Source organism: Streptomyces sp. NPDC091371 (assembly GCF_040684275.1).
GTDB lineage: Bacteria > Actinomycetota > Actinomycetes > Streptomycetales > Streptomycetaceae > Streptomyces.
The window spans coordinates 207,874-226,819 of the sequence record NZ_JBFBFP010000004.1; the positions used below are offsets into that span (position 1 = coordinate 207,874).

An 18,946-nucleotide genomic window follows, 5' to 3' on the forward strand; every position below is an offset into this window, starting at 1 on the left:
GCTCAGGCCGGTTGAAGGCCCGGTTCACCGGCCGCCACGGCCCAGGAGGCAGTGGTCCGCACCGGCGACTGACGGACCGCGATGCTGTCGACGGTCCGGAGGTCGGTGATCCACCGCTGCCGGTCGATGTTCAACCGCAGATAGCCGCGGCGGGACCCGTCGAAATAGCGGACGTGCGGATTCAGGACGGGGTTGTACGCCTTGAGCGGTGCATCGAAGGCGATGGGGAAGTCCGAGCTGACGCTGGTGGCCGTGAACTCGACGGCGACCGGATCGCTGCTGAGATCGTCGCGTGCGATCCGCAGATCGCTGAACCAGGAAGAGTGGGCGTCCCCCGCGAGCACGATCGGGTTCGCGACCCCCGCGTCGCGCAGGAAGGTGAGCAGCCGGGTGCGGGCGGGGCCGTAGCCGTCCCACTGGTCGAGGTTGGCGATGGGGGGCAGCGGCTGGGTCGGGTTGAAGAAGTTGGGGAGCCGGATCTGGCTCATCATCACCTGCTGGGCGATGACGTTCCACCGGGCCGGGGACCAGGCCAGTCCGCGCCTCAGCCAGTTCTCCTGGACGTCGCCGGTGAGCGTGCCGGCGGTGTTCTGCGTGCCGGCCGCCGGGGGGCCGAAGTCGCCGGGGAATCCACCCGGCTGGTCCGTACGGTACTGGCGGGTGTCCAGCACGTTCAGCCGGAGCAGGTCGCCGAAGTCGAACCGGCGGTAGAGCTGGTAGTCCGGTGAGCCGGGATCGATGCGGTGCCGCAGCGGCAGGTGCTCGTAGTAGGCCTGGTAGGCAGCGGCGCGCTGAAGGGCGAAGGCGGCGGGGTCCTGGAAGCGGGCGCCGGTGTCGCCGATCTCGTCCACGAGGTCGGCGTAGTTGTTCTCGACGTCGTGGTCGTCCCAGGTGACGATCCAGGGGAAGGCGGCGTGGGCCGCCCGCAGCGCCGGGTCGGTCTTGTACTGGGCGTGCCTGGCCCGGTAGTCGGCGAGGGTGACGAGCTGGTCGAGGCCCGGGGTCGCGGGGGGTGTGTGCAGCCGGTCGGGGTAGGCGCTCCTGGGGTCGAACCCGTAGATGTAGTCGCCCAGGTGCAGCACCGCGTCGAGATCCTCCTCGGCGAGCGCGGTGTAGGCGGGCCAGTAGCCGTTCTGCCAGTTCTGGCAGTTGACCACGCCGAGCCGCAGGCCCCCCAGGCGGGAGCGCGGCGCCGGGGCGGTGCGCGTCCGGCCGACCGGGCTGAGCTCCGCGCCCTGCCGGAAGCGGTACCAGTAGTCACGGGCCGGGGCCAGGCCCCGTACGTCGACGTGGACGCTGTGGGCGAGTTCGGGGTGGGCGACCGCGGCGGCGCGCCGGACGACCCGGCGGAACTGCGGATCGGCGGCGATCTCCCATTCCACCCGCACGGGGCTGGTCCCCATGGAGGCAGCGTCATAGGGGTCGGCCACCAGCCGCGTCCACAGGACGATCCCGTCGGGCAGCGGATCACCGCTGGCCACACCGAGTTTGAACGGGTCCTGCTGGACCCGCTCCGCGTGGGCTGTACGGATGCCCAACGCCTGAGCCCCCGCGGCGACGGCCGCACCGACCAGCAGTCCGCGTCGGCTGATCGCCGGCGGCCGGGGGCCGCCAGGGGTGGAGGAAGAATCGATCGTGGACGGCACCGGTGGCCTCCTGAAGTAGCGTCAGCATCACCTGCTGGAGCGGAAGCCATCCTCGCGGAACGGACCGGCCATGAACCGGAACCTGCTTCCGGACGCCCGGGCCGCCACCCGGACAGCCGACATCCGTCCGGTCACAGGGCGCGGCTGTACTCCAGCCTGTCGGCGAAGTTCTCGTAGCCGGCCCGAGTGAAGGCCTTCGCCATGGCCGTGTTCGCAGCGTCGCAGTCACCGCGGATCTCCGCGGCGCCGGCGGCCGCGAGGACGCGCGTGCCGCGGAGCACGGCGGAGGCGGCGTAGCCCTTGCCCCGGTGTGCGGGGGCTACGCCGACGAAGCCGATCACGTGCACGCTCGGGTTGCGGGCCGGCAGGCTGATCAGCGCGGGGGTGCCGTCCGTGTCGTAGCCGATCTCCCACCAGCCCGGCTCGTGCGCCAGCTCCGCCGTCTCCTCGAAGAGCCGCTCTGCCGCCCCGCGCGCACCGTGGGTCCGTACGTCCTCGGCGAGCCGGGCGTCCGCGGTCTCGGCGAGCAGTTCCTCCAGGAGGTCGACGAACGGGCCGGGGCCGAGCTCGGCGAGCGATCGGAAGGTCAGCCGGGGATCGTCGGCCGGCAGCGCGTCGGGAACGCGCAGCCCGAACCTGCGCCCGTCGCGGACCACGCGGAAGCCGGCGCCCCGCAGCAGCTCGCCCCGGCGCTCCGGCTCCCGCTGGAACTGCGGTGCCTGCGCGGGCGAGTCCACGACGTGCTCGAGCTCCCGCGCACCGAGCTCGCGCGCCTTCGCGGCCGCCGCCTCCAGCAGGGCCGCCCCCACCTGCGGGTCCCCGGCAGGGGCCTCGAACAGTACGAAGGCGTACGGAACTTCCTGCCCCGGGAGGGTCCACAGCACCACGCTCCCCACCGGCCTCCCCTCGCCGTCCTCGGCGACCAGGCACCAGTCGGGCCGGGTGCACTTCGCCTCCAGCAGCCCGTCGAGGTAGGCACGGGTCGCGGCGTTGCGCTCGGCGTCGTCCGGATACGCGAGGAGCGCGGGGAGTTCGTGGGGATGTGCGGAACGGATCAGTGTCACCTGGCGGCCTTCGGGAGCGGGAACGGTCAAGACCCCCCCGAACCTATCCCCCGGCCCGGCCTCCGGCCAGCCGTTTCCGCCGGGGCCCCGCTCCGGGGCCCCGGCCCCCGCGTCATGTCGTCGCGGTGCCGCTGAAGGGGTCCAGTTCGCGGCGGCGGCGGCTGATCGAGTCGGGGTCCCAGCCCGGTCGGGGTACGGAGGCCAGCAGCAGCCTCGTGTAGGGGTGGTGGGGGTCGGTGAGGAGCTCGGAGACCGGACGGTGTTCCATCGTGCGGCCCCGGTACATGACGAGCGCCTCGTCGCACACGTAGCGCACGACGGCCAGGTCGTGGCTGACGAAGACCAGGCCGATGCCCGTGTCGCGGCGGATGTCCGACAGCAGGTTCAGCACCTGTGCCTGGACGGAGACGTCCAGCGCGGACACCGCCTCGTCGAGCACGAGGACGGCCGGTTCGACCGCCAGCGCCCGGGCGATCGCCGCCCGTTGGCGCTGCCCGCCTGACAGCCGCCGGGGCAGGGCCGCGGCCTCGCGGTCGCCGAGGCCCACCTGGGCGAGCAGTTCCCGGACCCGCGCGGCGCGGGCCGTGCGGTCGGACGTGCCGTGCAGCCGGAGCACCCCGTCGATCGTGGCGCCGATGGTGAGGCGGGCGTCCAGGGAGAGATACGGGTCCTGGAACACGATCTGGACGGCCTTGGCCCTCGCCAGCCGGGCCGGCCTCCCCCGTACGGAGGCCGCCAGCGGTGTGCCCTGGACCAGGATCTCGCCCGCGTCGGGGCGTTCCAGGCCGATCAGCATCCGGGCCGTCGTGGTCTTCCCGGAACCGGACTCCCCCACGATGCCGAGCGCGCCGCCCGTACGCAGGGAGAAGGACAGGTCGTCGACCGCGACGACCTCCGTGCCTCCGGTGCGGTAGGTCTTGCGCAGGCCGGTGACTTTCAGGAGTTCTCCGCTGGTCAACTGTCCTCCTGGCGGGTGAGTTCGGCAACGCGGTGGCAGGCGGCCTCGGCCGGGCCGTGCCGTTCGAGTGCCGGCGGGCTCTGGTCGCAGCGGCCCGGTTCGGCGAACCGGCAGCGCGGTGCGAAGGCGCAGCCGGGCGCGGATTCCAGCAGCCCCATCGGGGCGCCGGGGATGGGGTTCAGCCGGGCCTGGGGGCCGGCGAGCGGCGGGGAGGAGCCGAGCAGGCCCGCGGTGTACGGGTGCCGGGGGGCGGCGAAGAGCTCGGCCACGGGGGCGGTCTCCACGATCCGGCCCGCGTACATCACGTAGATCCGGTCGCTGACGGAGGCCGCCAGTTCGATGTCGTGGGTGATGAGGAGGAGCCCGAGGCCCCGTTCCCGCTGCAGCCGTCCCAGGACGGCCAGGATCTCGGCCTGGGTGCTGACGTCGAGCGCGGTGGTCGGCTCGTCGCAGAGCAGCAGTTTCGGTTCGGTGGTGAGGGCGGCGGCGATCACGACGCGCTGGAGCATGCCGCCGGAGAGCTCGTGCGGGTACTGGCCCAGGTGCCGGACGGGATCCGGGAGGCCGACCGCGTCGAGGAGTTCGGCGGCCCGGGTCGCGGCGCGCGCCTTGGTCCAGCCGTGGACGAGGCGCAGCGGCTCGGTGAGGAAGTCCCCGATCCGGCGCACCGGGTTGATGGCGGCGCGCGGATCCTGGTAGATCATCGCCGCCTTGTTGGTGCGTACGTCGCGCAGGCTCGCGGGGTCGGCGCCGACCAGGTCGGTGCCGTCCACCCGGACCCGGCCGCCGATCTCGGCGCCCTCGGGGAAGAGGCCGAGGGCGGCGCGGGCGGTGACGGACTTGCCGGAGCCGGATTCGCCGACGAGGGCGACGACCTCCCCGGCCGCGACCGTGAGGCCGATGCCGTCGAGGACCGGGCGGGCCGTCGAGGGGAGGGTGACGCGCAGGTCGTCGTAGGCGAGCAGATTCATCACGAGTCCCTCCCCGCGAGCCGGTCGCCGAGGTCTTCCCCGACGACGTTGAAGGCGACGACGACCAGGACGACCGCCACGGCCGGCACGATCGCGGACAGCGGCTGCCCCTGGAGGACGGCGGCCTGCCCCTGGTTGATCATGGCGCCCCAGTCGGGGGTGGGGGGCTGTACGCCGAGCCCGAGGAAGGAGAGCGCGGCGAGGTCGAGGAGTGCGTAGCCGAAGTTCACCGTCGACTGGGCGAGCAGGGTCGGGGCGATGTTGGGCAGCAGTCCGCGGACGGTGACGTAGAGGCCGGAGTGGCCCTGTACCCGGTAGGCGGCGATGTAGGGGCGGGACTTCTCCTGGACGGCGAGCCCGCGTACGAGGCGTGCCGTGTAGGGCATGTACGCGATCGCCATGGCGATCACCGGCGCTGTCATCCCTTTGCCGAACAGGGCGACCGCGAGGATGGCCAGCAGCAGTGCGGGGAAGGCGAACAGCACGTCCAGCACCCGGCCGATGGCGGTGTCGAGCCGGCCGCCGCGCCAGCCGGCGAACAGGCCGACGGCGATGCCGAGGACGGTGGAGAACAGGACGACGGCGAGCGGGCCGGCGAGGCTGGTGCGGGTGCCGACGATGAGTGCCGAGAGGGTGTCGTGGCCGCCCTGGTCGGTGCCCAGCCAGTGCTCGGGGCTCGGCCCCAGCAGGGTGTCGCCGAGTTGGCCGAAGGTCGGGTCCTGCGGGGCGATCCACGGGGCGAACAGTGCGACCAGGACGAACAGGACGAGCAGCACCAGGCAGGTCCGCTGGAGCGGTCCGCCGCCGAGGCGGCGGAGCCGGGCGAACCGGTCGGGGCGGGTGCGCGCGGGGCGCGGGGCGTTGGGTGTGCGGGGCTTGGTCCCCGCTTCGTGCAGCGTGCTCATCGGGCGCTCCCCGCCGCCGCCGTGCGCGGATCGATCAGTGGCTGGACGAGGTCCACGAGGGCGTTGACGACGACGAACGCGGCCACCACCAGCAGCACGATCGCCTGGACCACCTGGAAGTCCAGCTGGTCCACGGACTGCACCAGCAGGGAGCCCACTCCGGACATTCCGAAGGCGGTCTCCACGATGGCGGTGCTGACGAGCATGCCGGACACGAGGAGCGCGGAGACGGTCACGATCGGTCCGAGCGCATTGCGCAGGACGTGGCGCCGGATGACGGTGCGCCGCGGGGTTCCGCGGCTCAGGGCGACCTCCACGTGTTCGCGGCGCAGTTCGTCGAGCATGGCCGAGCGGGTCACCCGGGTCACCAGGGCCGTGAAGGTCACGGACAGGGCGGCGGCGGGCAGGATCACGTGGTGCAGCCGGTCCAGGACGCCCGTTCCGTTGCCGATCGTCGGGAACCAGCCCAGCCGTACGCCCAGCACCGACCTGAGCAGCAGGGCCGCGACGAAGGCAGGTGCCGCGGCGCCCACCGTCACCATGAGCATCAGCGAGCGGTCGGTGCGCGATCCGCGGCGCAGTGCGCCGACGATCCCGGAGCCGATGCCGAACACGGCGATCATCAGGGCGGACACCCCGATCAGCAGCAGGGAGGAGGGCAGCCGCGACCAGATGACCGAGCTGACGTCCTGGTGGAAGAGGTACGAGCGGCCGAAGTCGCCGTGCAGCACTCCTTCGAGCCAGTTCCAGTACCGGACCAGGAACGGTTCGTCGAAGCCGTACTGGTGGCGGATCTCGGCGAGTTGCTCGGGGCTGGGGCTGCGGCCCTTGGTGAGGAAGCTCGCCGGGTCCCCGGGGGCGAGGAACAGGGAAGAGAAGACGAGGAAGGAGGTGACGAGGAGGGTCGCCGCCATGCCGGCCAGGCGGCGCAGCACCCGTGCGGCCCTGGTCGCGACGGCGTTCGCCGCGAGGGCCGTCATCCCTTGGCTCCGATCTCAGCCGCCCACGGGTAGTAGAGGTAGGCGATGGAGGGCTGGACTCCGGTGACCCTCTTGCCGAGGAACAGGCTGACGGGCTGGGTGTACAGGGGCAGCCAGGGCAGTTCCTGCAGGGCCATCTTCTGGGCCTCGGCGTTGGCTTCCGCTCGCAGGCCCGGTTCGTAGGAGGCGATGGCCTTGTCGACGGCCGCGTCGAAGGCGGGGTTGGACCAGTTGCCGTAGTTGCTGTAGTCGCCGGTGCGGAGGGCGCCGTACATGTCGAGCGGGTCGGTGATCGACGTGTACCAGAAGGTGAGGAACAGGTCGATGCCCTCGCGTGCGGCCGGGTCGGTGAAGAGGGTGCTGTACTTCTCCGCGGAGAGGGAGTTGATCTCAGGCTTGAGGCCGATGGCCGTGGCGGCCTGGGCAATGGCCTGGGTGATGATGGTGGTCTGCGAGTCGAGCGGGCTCGTCGCGATCACGACCTTCTGGCCGTTCACTCCGGCCTCGGCGGCGAGTGCCTTGGCCTTGGCCGGATCGTACGGGTACTTCGGCAGGTCTTGTCGCAGCTTGTCGCGGACCGCGTCGGGGGCGTCGGCCCACAGGTTGTCAGTGACGAGCGAGTGGGCGACCTCGCCGACCCCGCCGGCGCCGGCCTTGACGATGCCCTTGCGGTCGGTGGCCATGAGCAGGGCCTGGCGCACCCGTGGGTCGCCGAGGGGGCCCTTGAGGTTGCTGACGACCTCGTCGGCGACGGTGGTGTTGCGGCCGAAGTAGAGCGTTCCGGCCTGGGTCTCGCCCAGTTGGGCGAACGCGTTCGGCGGGACCATCCAGCCGCCGTCCACCTCGCCGCTCTGGAAGGCGTTGACACGGGTGGTGGGGTCGGCGAGGAAGACGAACTTGACCTGGCCGGACTTGGCCTTGAGCGCGGGGTTCCAGTAGTCGTCGAACCGCTTGAGGGTGAGCGACTGGCCGGCGGTCCAGGTGTCGAAGGCGAACGGACCGGTGCAGTTCACGCCGGTCTGCGGATTGCCGTAGTTCTTGCCGGACTTGGCGAGGGTGGCGGCGGACTCCACGGTGCCGGGGCCGGCCGCGAGGTACTTGCTGAATTTGGAGTCGGGCTGCGTGAGGGTGACGGTGACTTCCATCGGCCCGGTCTTGTCCACGGACTTGACGTTGCGGAAGGGGCCTGCCCACACGCTGGCCGTCTCCGGGTCGAAGTTGCGGCGCAGGGAGGCCACGACGTCGTCGGCGGTGAGCTTCGTACCGTCGTGGAAGCGCACGCCGGGGCGGATCTGGTAGACCCAGGTGGTGGGCGTGGGGTTGAGGAACGAGGTCGCGAGGTTCGGCGAGGTCGTCAGGTCCGGGTTCCAGCGCAGCAGGCTCTCGCAGACGTTGGCGAGGATCTGGTTCGGCGGGTAGTCGAAGGACTGGGCGTAGTCGATGGTGGCCGGCTCCGCGTAGGTCGACCAGGTGAAGGAGTCCAGGTTCCCGGCGGCGGCGGGCGTCCGGTCGGTGATCTCGTAGGCGACCGCCCCGTCCTTCGCGGGGTTCGCGGTGCCGCTGCACGCGCTCGTGACGAGCACCGCGGCCGCGGCGAGGGCGGCGGCGACGGTGCGGCGGGGCAGCGGGGTTCTCGTACGGGCTGAAGACATCGTCTGACTCCCTGAGGGATGAGCTCGGTGGGGTGGTGACGCGGGTCCGGCCGGGGCGGACCGGCCGGGGGCTCAGTCGGTGGCGGCGAAGACCTGTTCGCCGTCGATGTACGTGCGCAGCACGCGGGTGTCGGCGATCTCCAGCGGGGGGTGCGCGAAGGGGTCGCGGTCGAGGACGACGAGGTCCGCGTACTTGCCGGCTTCGACGGTGCCGGTGACCTCGTCGAGGTGGTTCACCCAGGCGCTGCCGGCGGTGTAGGCGGTGAGCGCCTGGGAGAGGGTCAGGGCCTGTTCGGGGAAGAACGGCGGCGCCGGTTCGAAGGCCTCCGTCGCGTTGGGGGCCTCGTCCGGTACGGAGCGGTTCACCGCCACGTGGATCCCCCACAGCGGGTTGGGGCTGCTCACGGACCAGTCGCTGCCCGCGACGAGCCGGGCTCCGGCACGCTGGAGGTCGCCGAACGGGTACTGGAGGGCGGCCCGTTCGGGTCCGAGGAAGGGGATGGTGAGCTCGTCCATCTGCGGTTCGTGCGCGGCCCACAGTGCCTGGATGTTGGCGGCGGCCTCCAGGGTCGCGAAGCGGCCGATGTCGTCGGGGTGGACGACCTGGAGGTGGGCGAGGTGGTGCCGGTTGTCGTTGGCGCCGTTGGCCGCGCGGGCGACGGCCAGCGCGTCGAGCACCTCCCGCACGGCGCGGTCGCCGAGCGCGTGGAAGTGGATCTGGAAGCCCGAGCGGTCGAGCCGTGACACGGCTTCGGTGAGGACCTCCGGGTCGATGAAGCTGAGCCCGGAGTTGCCGGTGGGGCAGCCGCAGCCGTCGAGGTAGGGCTCCAGCATGCCGGCGGTGAAGTTCTCGGCGATGCCGTCCTGCATCATCTTCACGCTGGTGGCGTTGAAGCGGCCGACCTGTCCGGTGCGGCGGCGCTCCTCCAGTCCGGGTATCTGCTCCAGGCCGCGTTCGCGGTCCCACCACAGGGCGCCGACGACGCGGGCGCGCAGGGAGCCCTCGCGGGCGGCGCGCAGGTAGACGCCGTAGTTGTCGGGGTGGCCGGGGAAGGCGCCGATCATGGCGTCCTGCCAGCTGGTCACGCCCAGGGAGAACAGGTGCTCCTGCGCGGCGAGCAGGCCGGCGTGGGCCTCGTCCGGGGTGGCGAGGGGCACGTGGCGGGCGACCAGTTCCACTGCGCCCTCCTGGAGGGTGCCGGCCGGGCTGCCGTCGGGCTCGCGCTCGATCCGGCCGTCGGCCGGATCGGGGGTGGTGCGGTCGACGCCGGCGATCTCGAGCGCGCGGGTGTTGACCCAGGCTCCGTGGCCGTCGCGATTGCTGAGCAGCACGGGCCGGTCGGGGACGATCGCGTCGAGCATGGCGCGGGTCGGGGTGCCCCCGGGGAAGACGTCCATCGACCAGCCGCCGCCGCGGATCCAGTCCGCGTCGGGGTGGTCCTCGGCGAATGCGGCGACCACGCTCAGGTAGCCGTCGATGGTGCGCTGTTCGCTCAGGTCGCAGCCGAGCATCTGGACGCCGGCCACCACCGGGTGCACGTGGGCGTCCTGGAAGCCCGGGATGAGGAGTCCTCCGGCGAGGTCGACGACCTCGGTGGCGCCGTCGGCGAGGGCCCGTACCGCCGCCTCGTCGTCGACGGCGAGGATCCGGCCGCCCGCCACGGCGACGGCCGCGTCGATCGGGGTGGGTGAGGTCCCGGTGAAGACCCGCCCTCCTACGAAGACGGTGTCGGCCCGCTGCGTGGTCTTGCCCATCGACGCATCCTCCGGCTCGGCGGGGAGAAGCCCGCTCGGCTTGTTCGTTGAGGAGGAGTGAACGGGAGCGCAACAATGTTGTCAACGATGTTGCGCTGGCTCTGTTCCAAATCGATACACTGACCGCACCATGCCGAAGTCATCTGAGACCACCACCCGGTCCAAGCGCGCGGGCAGCCAGCTCACACCCGACGCGATCATCGAAGCCAGCCTGCGCATCGCGGCCCGCGGCAGCGAGGACGCCTTCACCGTCCGACGACTCGGCGAGGAACTCGGCGCCGACCCGACCGCGATCTACCGGCACTTCCGCGACAAGGACGACCTGCTGCTCTCCGTCGCCGACCGCACGCTCGGCGAGGTGCTCGACAGCATCCCCGAGGGCCTCGACTGGAAGGACCGGCTGCGGGCGCTCGCCGACGGCTCCCTCGAAGTGGCACTCAAGTACCCGGTGGTCGGCTCGACCATGGCCAGCCGGACCACCCGCAGGCCCAACGAGTTCCGGGTCGTCGAGCTCATCCTCGGCGCGGTGACGGAGGCCGGCCTCGAAGGGGCCGAGGCCGCCGTCCACTACCGGATGGTCGGCGACTCCGTGCTCGCGTACGTGGGCCAGCGCGCCGCCTACCTGCTGTTCGACCCGGAGATCCGGGAGGCGGACGAGAACTCCTGGAACCGCGAGTACCGCCTGGTGGACCCCGAGGGCTTCCCCCACATCACCCGACTGAGCAGCGAGCTCGCCGCGGTGACGGACGAACAGATCTTCCACGCCCGGGTCGAGGCGCTGATCACCTCGATCGAGACGCGGGTCCGGACGCTGCGCGGAGCATAGCCCGCACGCGCACGGCGGCGCGGCCGGGACTGGGCCGCGCCGCTCGCCGTCCGGTCACCTCTGCGGGGTCAGCCGCTCCCACAGGAAGGTGTGGACGAGCGCCTCGTTGAAGGCGGTCTGCCCGTGGTCCGTGGCGCCCGAGTGGCCCCCGCCGAGGTGCTCGTGGAAGAACACCGGATGCCCGTGCTCGCGCAGCCGGGCGGCCATCTTGCGGGCATGGCCGGGGTGGACCCGGTCGTCGCGGGTCGAGGTCAGCAGGAGCAGCGGCGGGTACGGGGGCCCGTCCGTGCGGACCTGGTGGTACGGGGAGATCCGTGCCAGGTGGGTCCGGTCGGCCGGGTCGTCCGGGTCCCCGTACTCCGCGATCCAGCTCGCGCCGGCCAGCAGCTTGTGGAAGCGGAGCATGTCCAGCAGCGGCACGTGGGCGACGACCGCGCCGAAGAGCTCGGGGTCGCGGGTGAGCATCGCGCCCATGAGGAGCCCGCCGTTGCTGCCGCCCTCGATGCCCAGCTGGGCGGGCGTGGTGATGTCCCGGGCGACGAGGTCCCGGGCGACCGCGGCGAAGTCCTCGTAGGCCCGGACCCGGTTCGCGCCGAGGGCCGCCTTGTGCCAGGCGGGCCCGTACTCGTGCCCGCCCCGGATGCCCGCGACCACGTACGTGCCGCCGCGCGCGAGCCAGGCGCGCCCGGTGACCGCGCTGTACCCCGGGACCATGGAGATCTCGAAGCCGCCGTACCCGTAGAGCAGCGTGGGCCCGGGGCCCGGGCTGTCCTCACGGCCGACGACGAAGTACGGCACCCGCGTGCCGTCCGCGGAGGTCGCGAAGTACTGGCGGACCGCGAGGCCCTCGGTGTCGAACAGCCCCGGCTCCTGCTTGAGGCTCTCGCTGTCCCCGCCGGCCGTGCCCCGGTAGAGGGTGGAGGGCTGGAGGAAGCCGGTGACGTGGTGGAAGTACTCGTCGCCCGCGTCCGGGTCGGTGCAGGTGACCGAGGCCGTGGACAGCGGCGGTACGCCGGGCAGGGGCACGCGCCGCCAGCCGTCCGGGCCCGGGGTGAGGAGCTCCATCCGGGACGAGACGTCGGCGCGGGTGCTGAGGATGAGGTGGCTCCGGGTCCAGCTGTAGCCGGCGAGCGCGGTGCGCTCGTCCGGGGTGAACAGCACCTCCGCCTCCCGGTCCCCCGCGAGGAAGGCCTCGAACCCGAAGGCGAGCAGGGTGCCCTCGGGGTGGCCCAGCCAGGGCGACTTGGTGGTGACGGTCAGCCAGTCGCGGTGGACGTGGGCGCTCGCGTCGTCCGGTACGTCGATCTTCAGCGGCCCGCTGCCCTCGTCCTCGGAGAGGAGGAACAGCTCCTGCTTCCAGAAGTCGATCTGGCGGTGGACGAAATCCCGCTCGAAGCCGGGCGTGTCGTCGTGCCAGCCGGAGGCCGTCATGTCCGAGGGCCGGCCCTCGTAGACCTTCTCGGCCTCGGCGAGCGGGGTGCCGCGCCGCCAGCGGCGCACCTGGAGCGGGTACCCGGACCCGGACATCGAGCCCTCGCCGAAGTCCGTGCCGATCCAGATCCGGTCCCGGTCGATCCAGCCGACCCGGGTCTTGGCCTCGGCGACGGCGAAGCCGTCCTCGACGAACTCCAGGGTTTCCAGCTCGAACTCGCGCACCACGCAGGCGTCCGCGCCGTCCCGCGACAGCATGACCAGCGCGTGCCGGAACTCCGGGGCCAGTACGGCCGCACCGGCCCAGGCCCACTTCTCGCCCTCGGCCTCGGCGAGCGCGTCGAGGTCGAGGACCACCTCCCAGGCGGGCCGCTCGGTGCGGTACTCCTCCAGCGTGGTGCGGCGCCACACGCCGCGCACGTGGTCGGCGTCCTGCCAGAAGTCGTACAGGTGCGGGCCGCGGCGGGCGACCCAGGGGATCCGGCCGTCGTCGTCGAGCACCTCGCGGACCTCGCGTTCCAGCACCTTGAACCGGGGTGATCCGGTCAGCGCGGCAACGGTCTCGGCGTTGCGCTCCCGCACCCAGGCGAGGGCTTCTTCGCCGGACACGTCTTCCAGCCAGAGGTAGGGGTCTTCATCGCTCATCCGCCGATTGTGCAGGATGCCCGGCGCGGGTCCGCGCCGCGAGGCGGTCCTCGCGCAGGGCGGTGTGCACCGACCAGACCACCGAGACGAGCGGGACCGCGACCACCGCGCCGACCACTCCGGCCGCGATGGTCCCCGCGACCACGGAGATCGCCACGACGAGCGGGTGCAGCCGGACCGCCCTGCTCATCACGAGCGGGTGCAGCAGGTGGCCCTCGATCTGGCCGATGACCACGATCAGCGCGATCACCAGTCCCGCGACCAGCGGCCCCTTCGCGGCGAGCGCGACCACGGCGGCGACGGCCAGGGCCACCGGCGATCCCACCAGGGGGATGAAGGCGGCGAGGAACTCCAGCAGTGCCAGCGGAACGGCCAGCGGGACCCCGAGGAGGTACAGGGCCAGCCCGACGAGGACGGCGTTCACGGCCGCGACGATGACGATCCCGTGGGTGTAGCCGGTGAACGTACGCCAGGCCGCGCGCCCGGCGATCCCCACGCGGCCCCGCGCCGGGGCGGGCAGCTGCGCGCAGAACCACGCCCACTGCCGGTCGCCGCCGTAGAGGAAGAAGACGGAGCAGAAGAGGGCGAGGGCGACGACGGTGAGGACGTGCACCAGTTGCCCGGCGCCGCTGGCGGCCCGGCTGAGGAGGGTGGAGCGGTGCGTCGACAGGTACTCGCCGACCCGCGCCTGGATGTTGGAGAGCGCGTCCGGGTTCAGCCGGAAGGGCGGCTTCTCCAGCCATTCCTCGATGCTGTCGAGTCCCTGGCGGAACTCCCGGACCAGTGTGGTGCTCTCCCCCGCCACCGCCTCGCCGACCAGGGCCAGCACGCCGAGCAGCAGCGCCGCGCTGCCGATCAGGCAGAGGGCGACGGCGAGCGACCGCGGCACTGTGCGGGCGAGCCTGCGGGTGGGCGCGGACAGCAGCGCCGCCACCACCAGCGCGAGGAACAGCGCGACGGCGATCTCGTGGAACCGGCCCAGCACGGCGAAGACCGCGTAGACGGCGGCGCCGACGACCAGCAGGCGCCAGGCGTACGACGCGGCCGTACGCAGGAGAGGTGACACCGGCTGCATGGTCCATGGCTCCCACGGCGGAGCCGCGTTGCCACACGCCGGGAGCCGGATTCCCCCGTCCGTGGCGCCGGGCGCCGCTGCGCCGGCCCGCCGAAAATCCGTTGCCGCGGGGCCCGGCGCGGGCGGAACATGGCACGTCGTGAGCAGATCCCGTATGGCCGCCGTCCTCCCCGACCTCGCCCCCTGGCGGTCCAGCCCCGATTTCCGGCTGCTGTTCTACCAGGGCATCGTCACGTTCCTCGGTTCGTTCATGGCGATGATCGCGCTGCCGCTCCAGATCAAGCACCTGACGGACTCGCCGCTCGCCGTGGGGGCCATGGGTGCGGTGGAGCTGGTTCCGCTGGTGGTGTGCGGGCTGTACGGGGGCGCGCTCGCCGATGCCGTGGACCGGCGCCGGATGATCCTGCTGACCGAGGCCGGGCTCGGGGTGCTCGCGCTGGTGCTTCTGATGAACGCCCTGCTCCCGCAGCCGCTGCTGTGGCCGCTGTACGTGGTCGCGGCGGGCGTGTCGGCGCTGACCGGGCTCCAGCGCCCGGCCCTGGACTCGCTGATGGCGCGGATCGTGCCGCACGACCAGCAGACCGCGGCCGCCGCGCTGAACGGGCTGCGCTACCAGTTCGGCGCGATCGCCGGTCCCTCGCTGGCCGGGGTGGTCGTCGCCTACGCCGGATACCCCGCCGCGTACTCCGTCACCGTCGCCGGCTTCGTGGTCTCGGTACTGCTGTGCCTGCGGCTGCGCCCGGCTCCGGCGTCGGAGGGCGCCGAGCGACCCTCGCTCCGGTCCATCGCGGAGGGCGCGCGGTACGCGTGGAGCCGGCCCGTGCTGCTCGGCACGTACGCCGTCGACCTGGCGGCGATGTTCTTCGCGTTCCCGAACGCCATCTACCCCTTCCTCGCGGACGAGCTCGACGCCGTGTGGGCGCTGGGCCTGATGTACGCGGCGGGCGCGGTGGGTTCGCTGCTGCTGGGCGTGACCAGCGGCTGGCTGTCGCGGGTGCGCCGGCACGGGCTGCTCGTGGTGTGCGGTGCGATGGTGTGGGGGCTCGCGGTCGCGGCCGCCGGCTGGGCCCCGGGCATCTGGCTCGTACTGCTGTGCCTGGCGGTCGCGGGCGCCGGGGACATGCTGAGCGGGCTGGGGCGCGGCACCATCTGGAACCAGACGATCCCCGAGGAGCTGCGGGGGCGGCTCGCGGGCATCGAGGTGCTCTCGTACAGCGTCGGCCCGCAGCTCGGCCAGGTCCGGGCGGGCACCATGGCCGGGTGGACCGGTACCCGGACCGCGTTCTGGAGCGGCGGTCTGGCCTGCGTGGCGTCGGTGGCGGTCCTCGCCGCGCTGCTGCCGAAGCTGATCTCGTACGACGCCGACACGGACGAGGACGCGCGGCTGCGGCGGGCCGCGCAGGAGCGGGAGATGGCGAAGGAGCGGGAGGGCATGGCCCTGCGGCCGTAGCGCGGGCCGTGGCCGGGGGCTGACGGCGCTGCCGCGGTTACTCGCGAGGAAACACCGGCTTTGGCTATGGTGAGCGCCCTCCGGTCGAACGACCTTCGGATCCCATGGGTAAATCCGGTTCCGATACGCCGATCGAAGAAGATCCCGTCAATCCGGGACGCAATTCTCATCGTGCAGAGCGACGCGCTGTCGGCAACACCGCCCGGCGTCGGCTCGGTACGACCCGGCCTGCCCTCGCCCTGCCACCCAGGGCTCGAGGGCGGCGGTCTTCTCATTCACCTACCTCGCAAGGCAAGGCAGAGATGGCACGCACCACCCGTCAGTCCTCCCGGCAGTCCTCCCGGCCGACGCATCCCGTCGACGAACTGCTGCCGGTCCCCCAGCTCGCCCTCTACGGCTTCCAGCACCTCCTCGCGTTCTACGCGGCGGCCGTCATCGTCCCGGTCCTGGTCGGGAACGCGCTCGGGCTCTCCCGCGAGGAGCTCGTCCACCTCATCAACGCGGACCTCCTGACCTGCGGCATCGCCACGATCATCCAGGCCCTCGGCGTCTGGAAGGTCGGCGCCCGGCTGCCCCTGGTCCAGGGCGTCACCTTCACCGCGGTCTCCCCCATGATCGCCATCGGGACGGGGGCGGGCGGCGGCACGGCCGGACTGCTCGTCGTCTACGGAGCGGTGATCACCGCGGGCATCGCCACGTTCGCGTTCGCGCCGCTGTTCAGCAAGCTGGTGAAGTACTTCCCGCCGGTCGTCATCGGCACGATCCTCACGATCATCGGCATCACGCTGATACCCGTGGCCCTGCAGGACGCGGCGGGCGGCGCGCACCTGATCGGCACCTCCGCGTACGGGGACCCGAAGAACCTCGCCTACGCCCTGGGCACGCTGCTCTTCATCCTCTCGATGGTCCGCGTCGGCAAGCCGTTCCTGTCCAGCCTCGCCGTCCTGCTCGGACTCGTCGGCGGCACGGCGGTCGCGTGGGTCTTCGGGGACGTCGACCTCTCGGCGGTGCGCGACAGCGACTGGTTCGGGGTCACCACCCCCTTCCACTACGGAATGCCGCGGTTCGAGCTCCTGCCGATCGCCGCGATGCTCGTCGTCATGCTGATCACCATGGTGGAGACCACCGGTGACGTCTACGCCATCGGGGAGATCACCCGCAAGGACGTCGACGCCGACACGGTCGCGAGGGCGCTGCGCGCCGACGGGGCGGCGACGGTCCTCGGCGGTGTCCTCAACTCGTTCCCGTACGTGGCCTTCGCCGAGAACATCGGCATCGTCCGCATGTCGAAGGTGATGAGCCGGTACGTGGTCGTCGCGGCCGGGGTGTTCATGGTCGTGCTGGGGCTGCTGCCGAAGGCGGGCAGCCTGGTCGCCTCGATCCCGCATCCGGTGCTGGGCGGGGCGGCGATCTCCATGTTCGGCATCGTGGCCGCGGTCGGGGTGCAGATCCTGGGCAAGGTCGACCTGCGGGAGGAGCGCAACACCCTGATCCTGGCGGTGAGTCTGGGCGCCGCGCTGCTGCCGGCGACGGTCCCGTCGTTCTTCGCGCGGATGCCGGAGGACGTACGGGCCGTGCTCGACAGCGGGATCACGCTGGGCGCCCTCACGGCCATCGCGCTGAACCTGCTGTTCAACGTCTTCACCAGTCGCACCACGATGGAGATCGACTGGGACGACATCGGAGAACCCGCCCGCTGAGGCGGGTCCGACGTCCAGGTGGACGGCCGCGCGCCGGGGGCTCCCCGGCGCGCGGCGCGCGCCCGTCAGCCCCCTGCGGGGAAGGGCGGCGCCTCACCGGCCTCGCCGATCAACTCCCAGAAGTGGTCCACGAGTCGGCGCAGGAAGGCGGCGCGCTCGGCCGCGATCTCCTTGAGCCGGACGTCGTCGTTGCGGGCGACCAGGTGGCCCATGTACCGCTCGGAGAAACCGGCGAGCTCGGCGTGCATCGCCCGCAGCGCGTCGCCGACGCTGGTCTCGTCGACCACGACGATCTCCGCCACCGGCTCGACGTACGTCTTCCAGCGCCCCGCCACGGCCGCGCGCAGGCACTCCTCCAACTCCTCCACCCGGCCCATGATCCCGACGAGCCCGCGCAGGGACAGCCCGAGCGCTTCCACCAGGGCCCTGGTCTGCCGGGCGTCCCCGTGCCACTGCCGCGCGTCCTCGGCCGCGCGGTACTCGGCCGGGCCCATGCCTATGCGGTACGCCAGCCGCTCCACGGTGAGTTGGCGGGCCAGCCGGTGCTCGGCCAGGGTCCGCGGCTCGATGCCCATGAGCGTGGCCGTGTCGCACCACAGCACGGAGGCGAGGGAGAAGAGCTGGACGTCCGAGGGCGCGTGGGAGCCGTGCTCCCACGCGAGGACGGCCTGGGGGTGGACGGGGACGCCGCAGGCCGCCATGGAGTGGGCCACCTGTTCGACGGACAGACCCATGCGCGCTCGCGCGGCTCTGGCCTCGGCGGGGGAAAACGGAGTGCTGTACACGTACGAGACACCTCGCAGCACCCTCGGGCCCGGCGGCGCGCGAGGGGAGACGGATTGATGGATGAACACCAAGCGCGGGCACAGTAACAGATGTTCGATGGGGCGGAACCATCCATTCACCTTGGATTCAAAGGTCACGCCCGGGTCAAGGTTTCAGGGCAGGTGGACGCCGCGGGCCGTGGTCCAGAGCTCGTACCACTCCTCGTGCGTGAGGTCCGGCTCGCGCGTCGCCGCGTCGCGGCAGGCCCTGATCCGCTCCGGGTTCACGGTGCCGATGACCGGGGCGATGGCGGCGGGATGCCGGGTCAGCCACCACAGCAGCACCGACTCGGGGGTGGTGCCCTTGCGCCGGGCGAGGTCGGCGAGGAGTACGGCGGTGGCCTGTTCGGCGGGCGTCTGCTGGAGGCCGGTGAACCGGCCCTGCGCCAGCGCGCCCCAGGCCTGGAGGCGGATGCCGTGGTCGCGGCAGTGCTCAAGAGTGCCGAAGGGGAAGCCGTTGCCCGTGGAGTGGGGGGTGTTGAGCAGGACTCCGGCCTCGACCCAGTCGCGGCTGTGCAGGCTCATCTCCAGCTGGTTCGCCACCAGCGGTACGTCGAGCCGTGCCTGGAGGCGGGCGATCTGCGGGGCGCCCATGTTCGAGACGCCGAAGTGCCGTACGAGGCCCTGCCGGTGCAGGGAGGTGAGGGCGGCCGCGATCTCGTCCGGGTCGGCGAGCGGGTCGGGGCGGTGCAGCAGGAGCACGTCGAGGACGTCGGTCCGCAGCCGGGTCAGGCTCTCCTCCACCCGCCGGAGGATGGTCTCCCCGCGCAGGTCGTACAGGCCCGGGCGGTCCCCGTCGGCCCGCCGGATGCCGCACTTGGTCTGGAGGGTGATGCGTTCGCGCAGCCCCGGCGTCCGGGCGAGCACCTCGCCGAAGACGGCCTCGGACTTGCCGCCGCGGTAGATGTCCGCGTGGTCGAAGGCGGTGATCCCGATGTCGAGGGCGGCGGCGATCGCCGCCTCGGCCGTGTCGATCTCGCCGGGACCGTACGGTTCGGGCTCCCAGCTCCCGCCCAGGCCCATGCACCCGTACAACACCCGCTCGCCCGCGCCCGCGTTCATCG

Annotated in this window: 15 protein-coding genes; 3 read left to right on the plus strand and 12 right to left on the minus strand. The window is 72.2% G+C overall.

Annotation, left to right across the window (positions count from 1 at the left end):
* Positions 1-2: 2 nt before the first annotated feature.
* From AB0O21_RS07800 to AB0O21_RS07835, 8 genes are all read right to left on the minus strand, one after another.
* The gene (locus AB0O21_RS07800; protein WP_365167540.1) at positions 3-1,646 is read right to left on the minus strand and encodes an alkaline phosphatase D family protein; all 1,644 of its coding nucleotides are present in this window, start codon (positions 1,644-1,646) and stop codon (positions 3-5) included.
* 131 nt (positions 1,647-1,777) lie between these two features.
* Entirely contained in the window at positions 1,778-2,710 is a 933-nt protein-coding gene (locus AB0O21_RS07805) for a GNAT family N-acetyltransferase (RefSeq protein WP_365167541.1), read from the minus strand.
* Between the two features lie 112 nt (positions 2,711-2,822).
* Positions 2,823-3,668: an ATP-binding cassette domain-containing protein gene (locus tag AB0O21_RS07810; protein ID WP_365167544.1), complete on the minus strand. Its 846-nt coding sequence runs from the start codon at positions 3,666-3,668 to the stop codon at positions 2,823-2,825.
* Positions 3,665-4,639, minus strand: a complete 975-nt coding sequence (locus AB0O21_RS07815) for an ABC transporter ATP-binding protein (protein ID WP_365167762.1) — start codon at positions 4,637-4,639, stop codon at positions 3,665-3,667. The genes AB0O21_RS07810 and AB0O21_RS07815 overlap by 4 nt, the downstream gene beginning before the upstream one ends.
* Positions 4,639-5,544: an ABC transporter permease gene (locus AB0O21_RS07820; RefSeq protein ID WP_365167547.1), complete on the minus strand. Its 906-nt coding sequence runs from the start codon at positions 5,542-5,544 to the stop codon at positions 4,639-4,641. The genes AB0O21_RS07815 and AB0O21_RS07820 overlap by 1 nt, the downstream gene beginning before the upstream one ends.
* Entirely contained in the window at positions 5,541-6,524 is a 984-nt protein-coding gene (locus AB0O21_RS07825) for an ABC transporter permease (protein ID WP_365167549.1), read from the minus strand. The genes AB0O21_RS07820 and AB0O21_RS07825 overlap by 4 nt, the downstream gene beginning before the upstream one ends.
* Positions 6,521-8,176 carry an ABC transporter substrate-binding protein gene (locus AB0O21_RS07830; protein ID WP_365167552.1) on the minus strand — a complete coding sequence of 552 codons (1,656 nt, stop codon included), beginning with the start codon at positions 8,174-8,176 and terminating at the stop codon, positions 6,521-6,523. The genes AB0O21_RS07825 and AB0O21_RS07830 overlap by 4 nt, the downstream gene beginning before the upstream one ends.
* Before the next feature lie 72 nt (positions 8,177-8,248).
* Positions 8,249-9,931 (minus strand): amidohydrolase, encoded by a 1,683-nt coding sequence (locus AB0O21_RS07835; protein WP_365167554.1) that lies wholly within the window; start codon positions 9,929-9,931, stop codon positions 8,249-8,251.
* Positions 9,932-10,061: 130 nt separating this feature from the next.
* Here AB0O21_RS07835 and AB0O21_RS07840 point away from each other — a divergent pair, with 130 nt between their 5' ends.
* Entirely contained in the window at positions 10,062-10,757 is a 696-nt protein-coding gene (locus tag AB0O21_RS07840) for a TetR/AcrR family transcriptional regulator (RefSeq protein WP_365167557.1), read from the plus strand.
* Between the two features lie 54 nt (positions 10,758-10,811).
* Here AB0O21_RS07840 and AB0O21_RS07845 read toward each other — a convergent pair whose 3' ends face one another.
* Positions 10,812-12,833, minus strand: a complete 2,022-nt coding sequence (locus AB0O21_RS07845; protein ID WP_365167560.1) for a prolyl oligopeptidase family serine peptidase — start codon at positions 12,831-12,833, stop codon at positions 10,812-10,814.
* Positions 12,823-13,908 carry an AI-2E family transporter gene (locus AB0O21_RS07850; protein WP_365167563.1) on the minus strand — a complete coding sequence of 362 codons (1,086 nt, stop codon included), beginning with the start codon at positions 13,906-13,908 and terminating at the stop codon, positions 12,823-12,825. The genes AB0O21_RS07845 and AB0O21_RS07850 overlap by 11 nt, the downstream gene beginning before the upstream one ends.
* A 154-nt stretch (positions 13,909-14,062) precedes the next feature.
* Between AB0O21_RS07850 and AB0O21_RS07855 the strand changes: the two genes are divergently transcribed.
* Both AB0O21_RS07855 and AB0O21_RS07860 read left to right on the plus strand, forming a co-directional pair.
* Complete coding sequence (locus tag AB0O21_RS07855; RefSeq protein WP_365167764.1) at positions 14,063-15,358, plus strand: MFS transporter; 1,296 nt, start codon at positions 14,063-14,065, stop codon at positions 15,356-15,358.
* 302 nt (positions 15,359-15,660) lie between these two features.
* Positions 15,661-17,058: a nucleobase:cation symporter-2 family protein gene (locus AB0O21_RS07860; RefSeq protein WP_365167566.1), complete on the plus strand. Its 1,398-nt coding sequence runs from the start codon at positions 15,661-15,663 to the stop codon at positions 17,056-17,058.
* 65 nt (positions 17,059-17,123) lie between these two features.
* On the opposite strand, the gene AB0O21_RS07865 is transcribed toward AB0O21_RS07860, so the two are convergent.
* On the minus strand, positions 17,124-17,792 hold the full coding sequence (locus AB0O21_RS07865; protein ID WP_365167569.1) for a transcriptional regulator: 669 nt from the start codon (positions 17,790-17,792) through the stop codon (positions 17,124-17,126).
* 204 nt (positions 17,793-17,996) lie between these two features.
* Complete coding sequence (locus AB0O21_RS07870; RefSeq protein ID WP_365167767.1) at positions 17,997-18,944, minus strand: aldo/keto reductase; 948 nt, start codon at positions 18,942-18,944, stop codon at positions 17,997-17,999.
* Positions 18,945-18,946 lie beyond the last annotated feature (2 nt).

Bases quoted from the DNA above. Each gene is read 5' to 3' on its own strand.
- AB0O21_RS07850 (WP_365167563.1), bottom strand. From the start codon at position 13,908: ATGCAGCCGGTGTCACCTCTCCTGCGTACGGCCGCGTCGTACGCCTGG.
- AB0O21_RS07825 (WP_365167549.1), bottom strand. From the start codon at position 6,524: ATGACGGCCCTCGCGGCGAACGCCGTCGCGACCAGGGCCGCACGGGTG.
- AB0O21_RS07835 (WP_365167554.1), bottom strand. From the start codon at position 9,931: ATGGGCAAGACCACGCAGCGGGCCGACACCGTCTTCGTAGGAGGGCGG.
- AB0O21_RS07860 (WP_365167566.1), top strand. From the start codon at position 15,661: ATGGCACGCACCACCCGTCAGTCCTCCCGGCAGTCCTCCCGGCCGACG.
- AB0O21_RS07840 (WP_365167557.1), top strand. From the start codon at position 10,062: ATGCCGAAGTCATCTGAGACCACCACCCGGTCCAAGCGCGCGGGCAGC.
- AB0O21_RS07845 (WP_365167560.1), bottom strand. From the start codon at position 12,833: ATGAGCGATGAAGACCCCTACCTCTGGCTGGAAGACGTGTCCGGCGAA.
- AB0O21_RS07865 (WP_365167569.1), bottom strand. From the start codon at position 17,792: ATGGGTCTGTCCGTCGAACAGGTGGCCCACTCCATGGCGGCCTGCGGC.
- AB0O21_RS07830 (WP_365167552.1), bottom strand. From the start codon at position 8,176: ATGTCTTCAGCCCGTACGAGAACCCCGCTGCCCCGCCGCACCGTCGCC.
- AB0O21_RS07815 (WP_365167762.1), bottom strand. From the start codon at position 4,639: ATGAATCTGCTCGCCTACGACGACCTGCGCGTCACCCTCCCCTCGACG.
- AB0O21_RS07820 (WP_365167547.1), bottom strand. From the start codon at position 5,544: ATGAGCACGCTGCACGAAGCGGGGACCAAGCCCCGCACACCCAACGCC.
- AB0O21_RS07855 (WP_365167764.1), top strand. From the start codon at position 14,063: ATGGCCGCCGTCCTCCCCGACCTCGCCCCCTGGCGGTCCAGCCCCGAT.
- AB0O21_RS07870 (WP_365167767.1), bottom strand. From the start codon at position 18,944: ATGAACGCGGGCGCGGGCGAGCGGGTGTTGTACGGGTGCATGGGCCTG.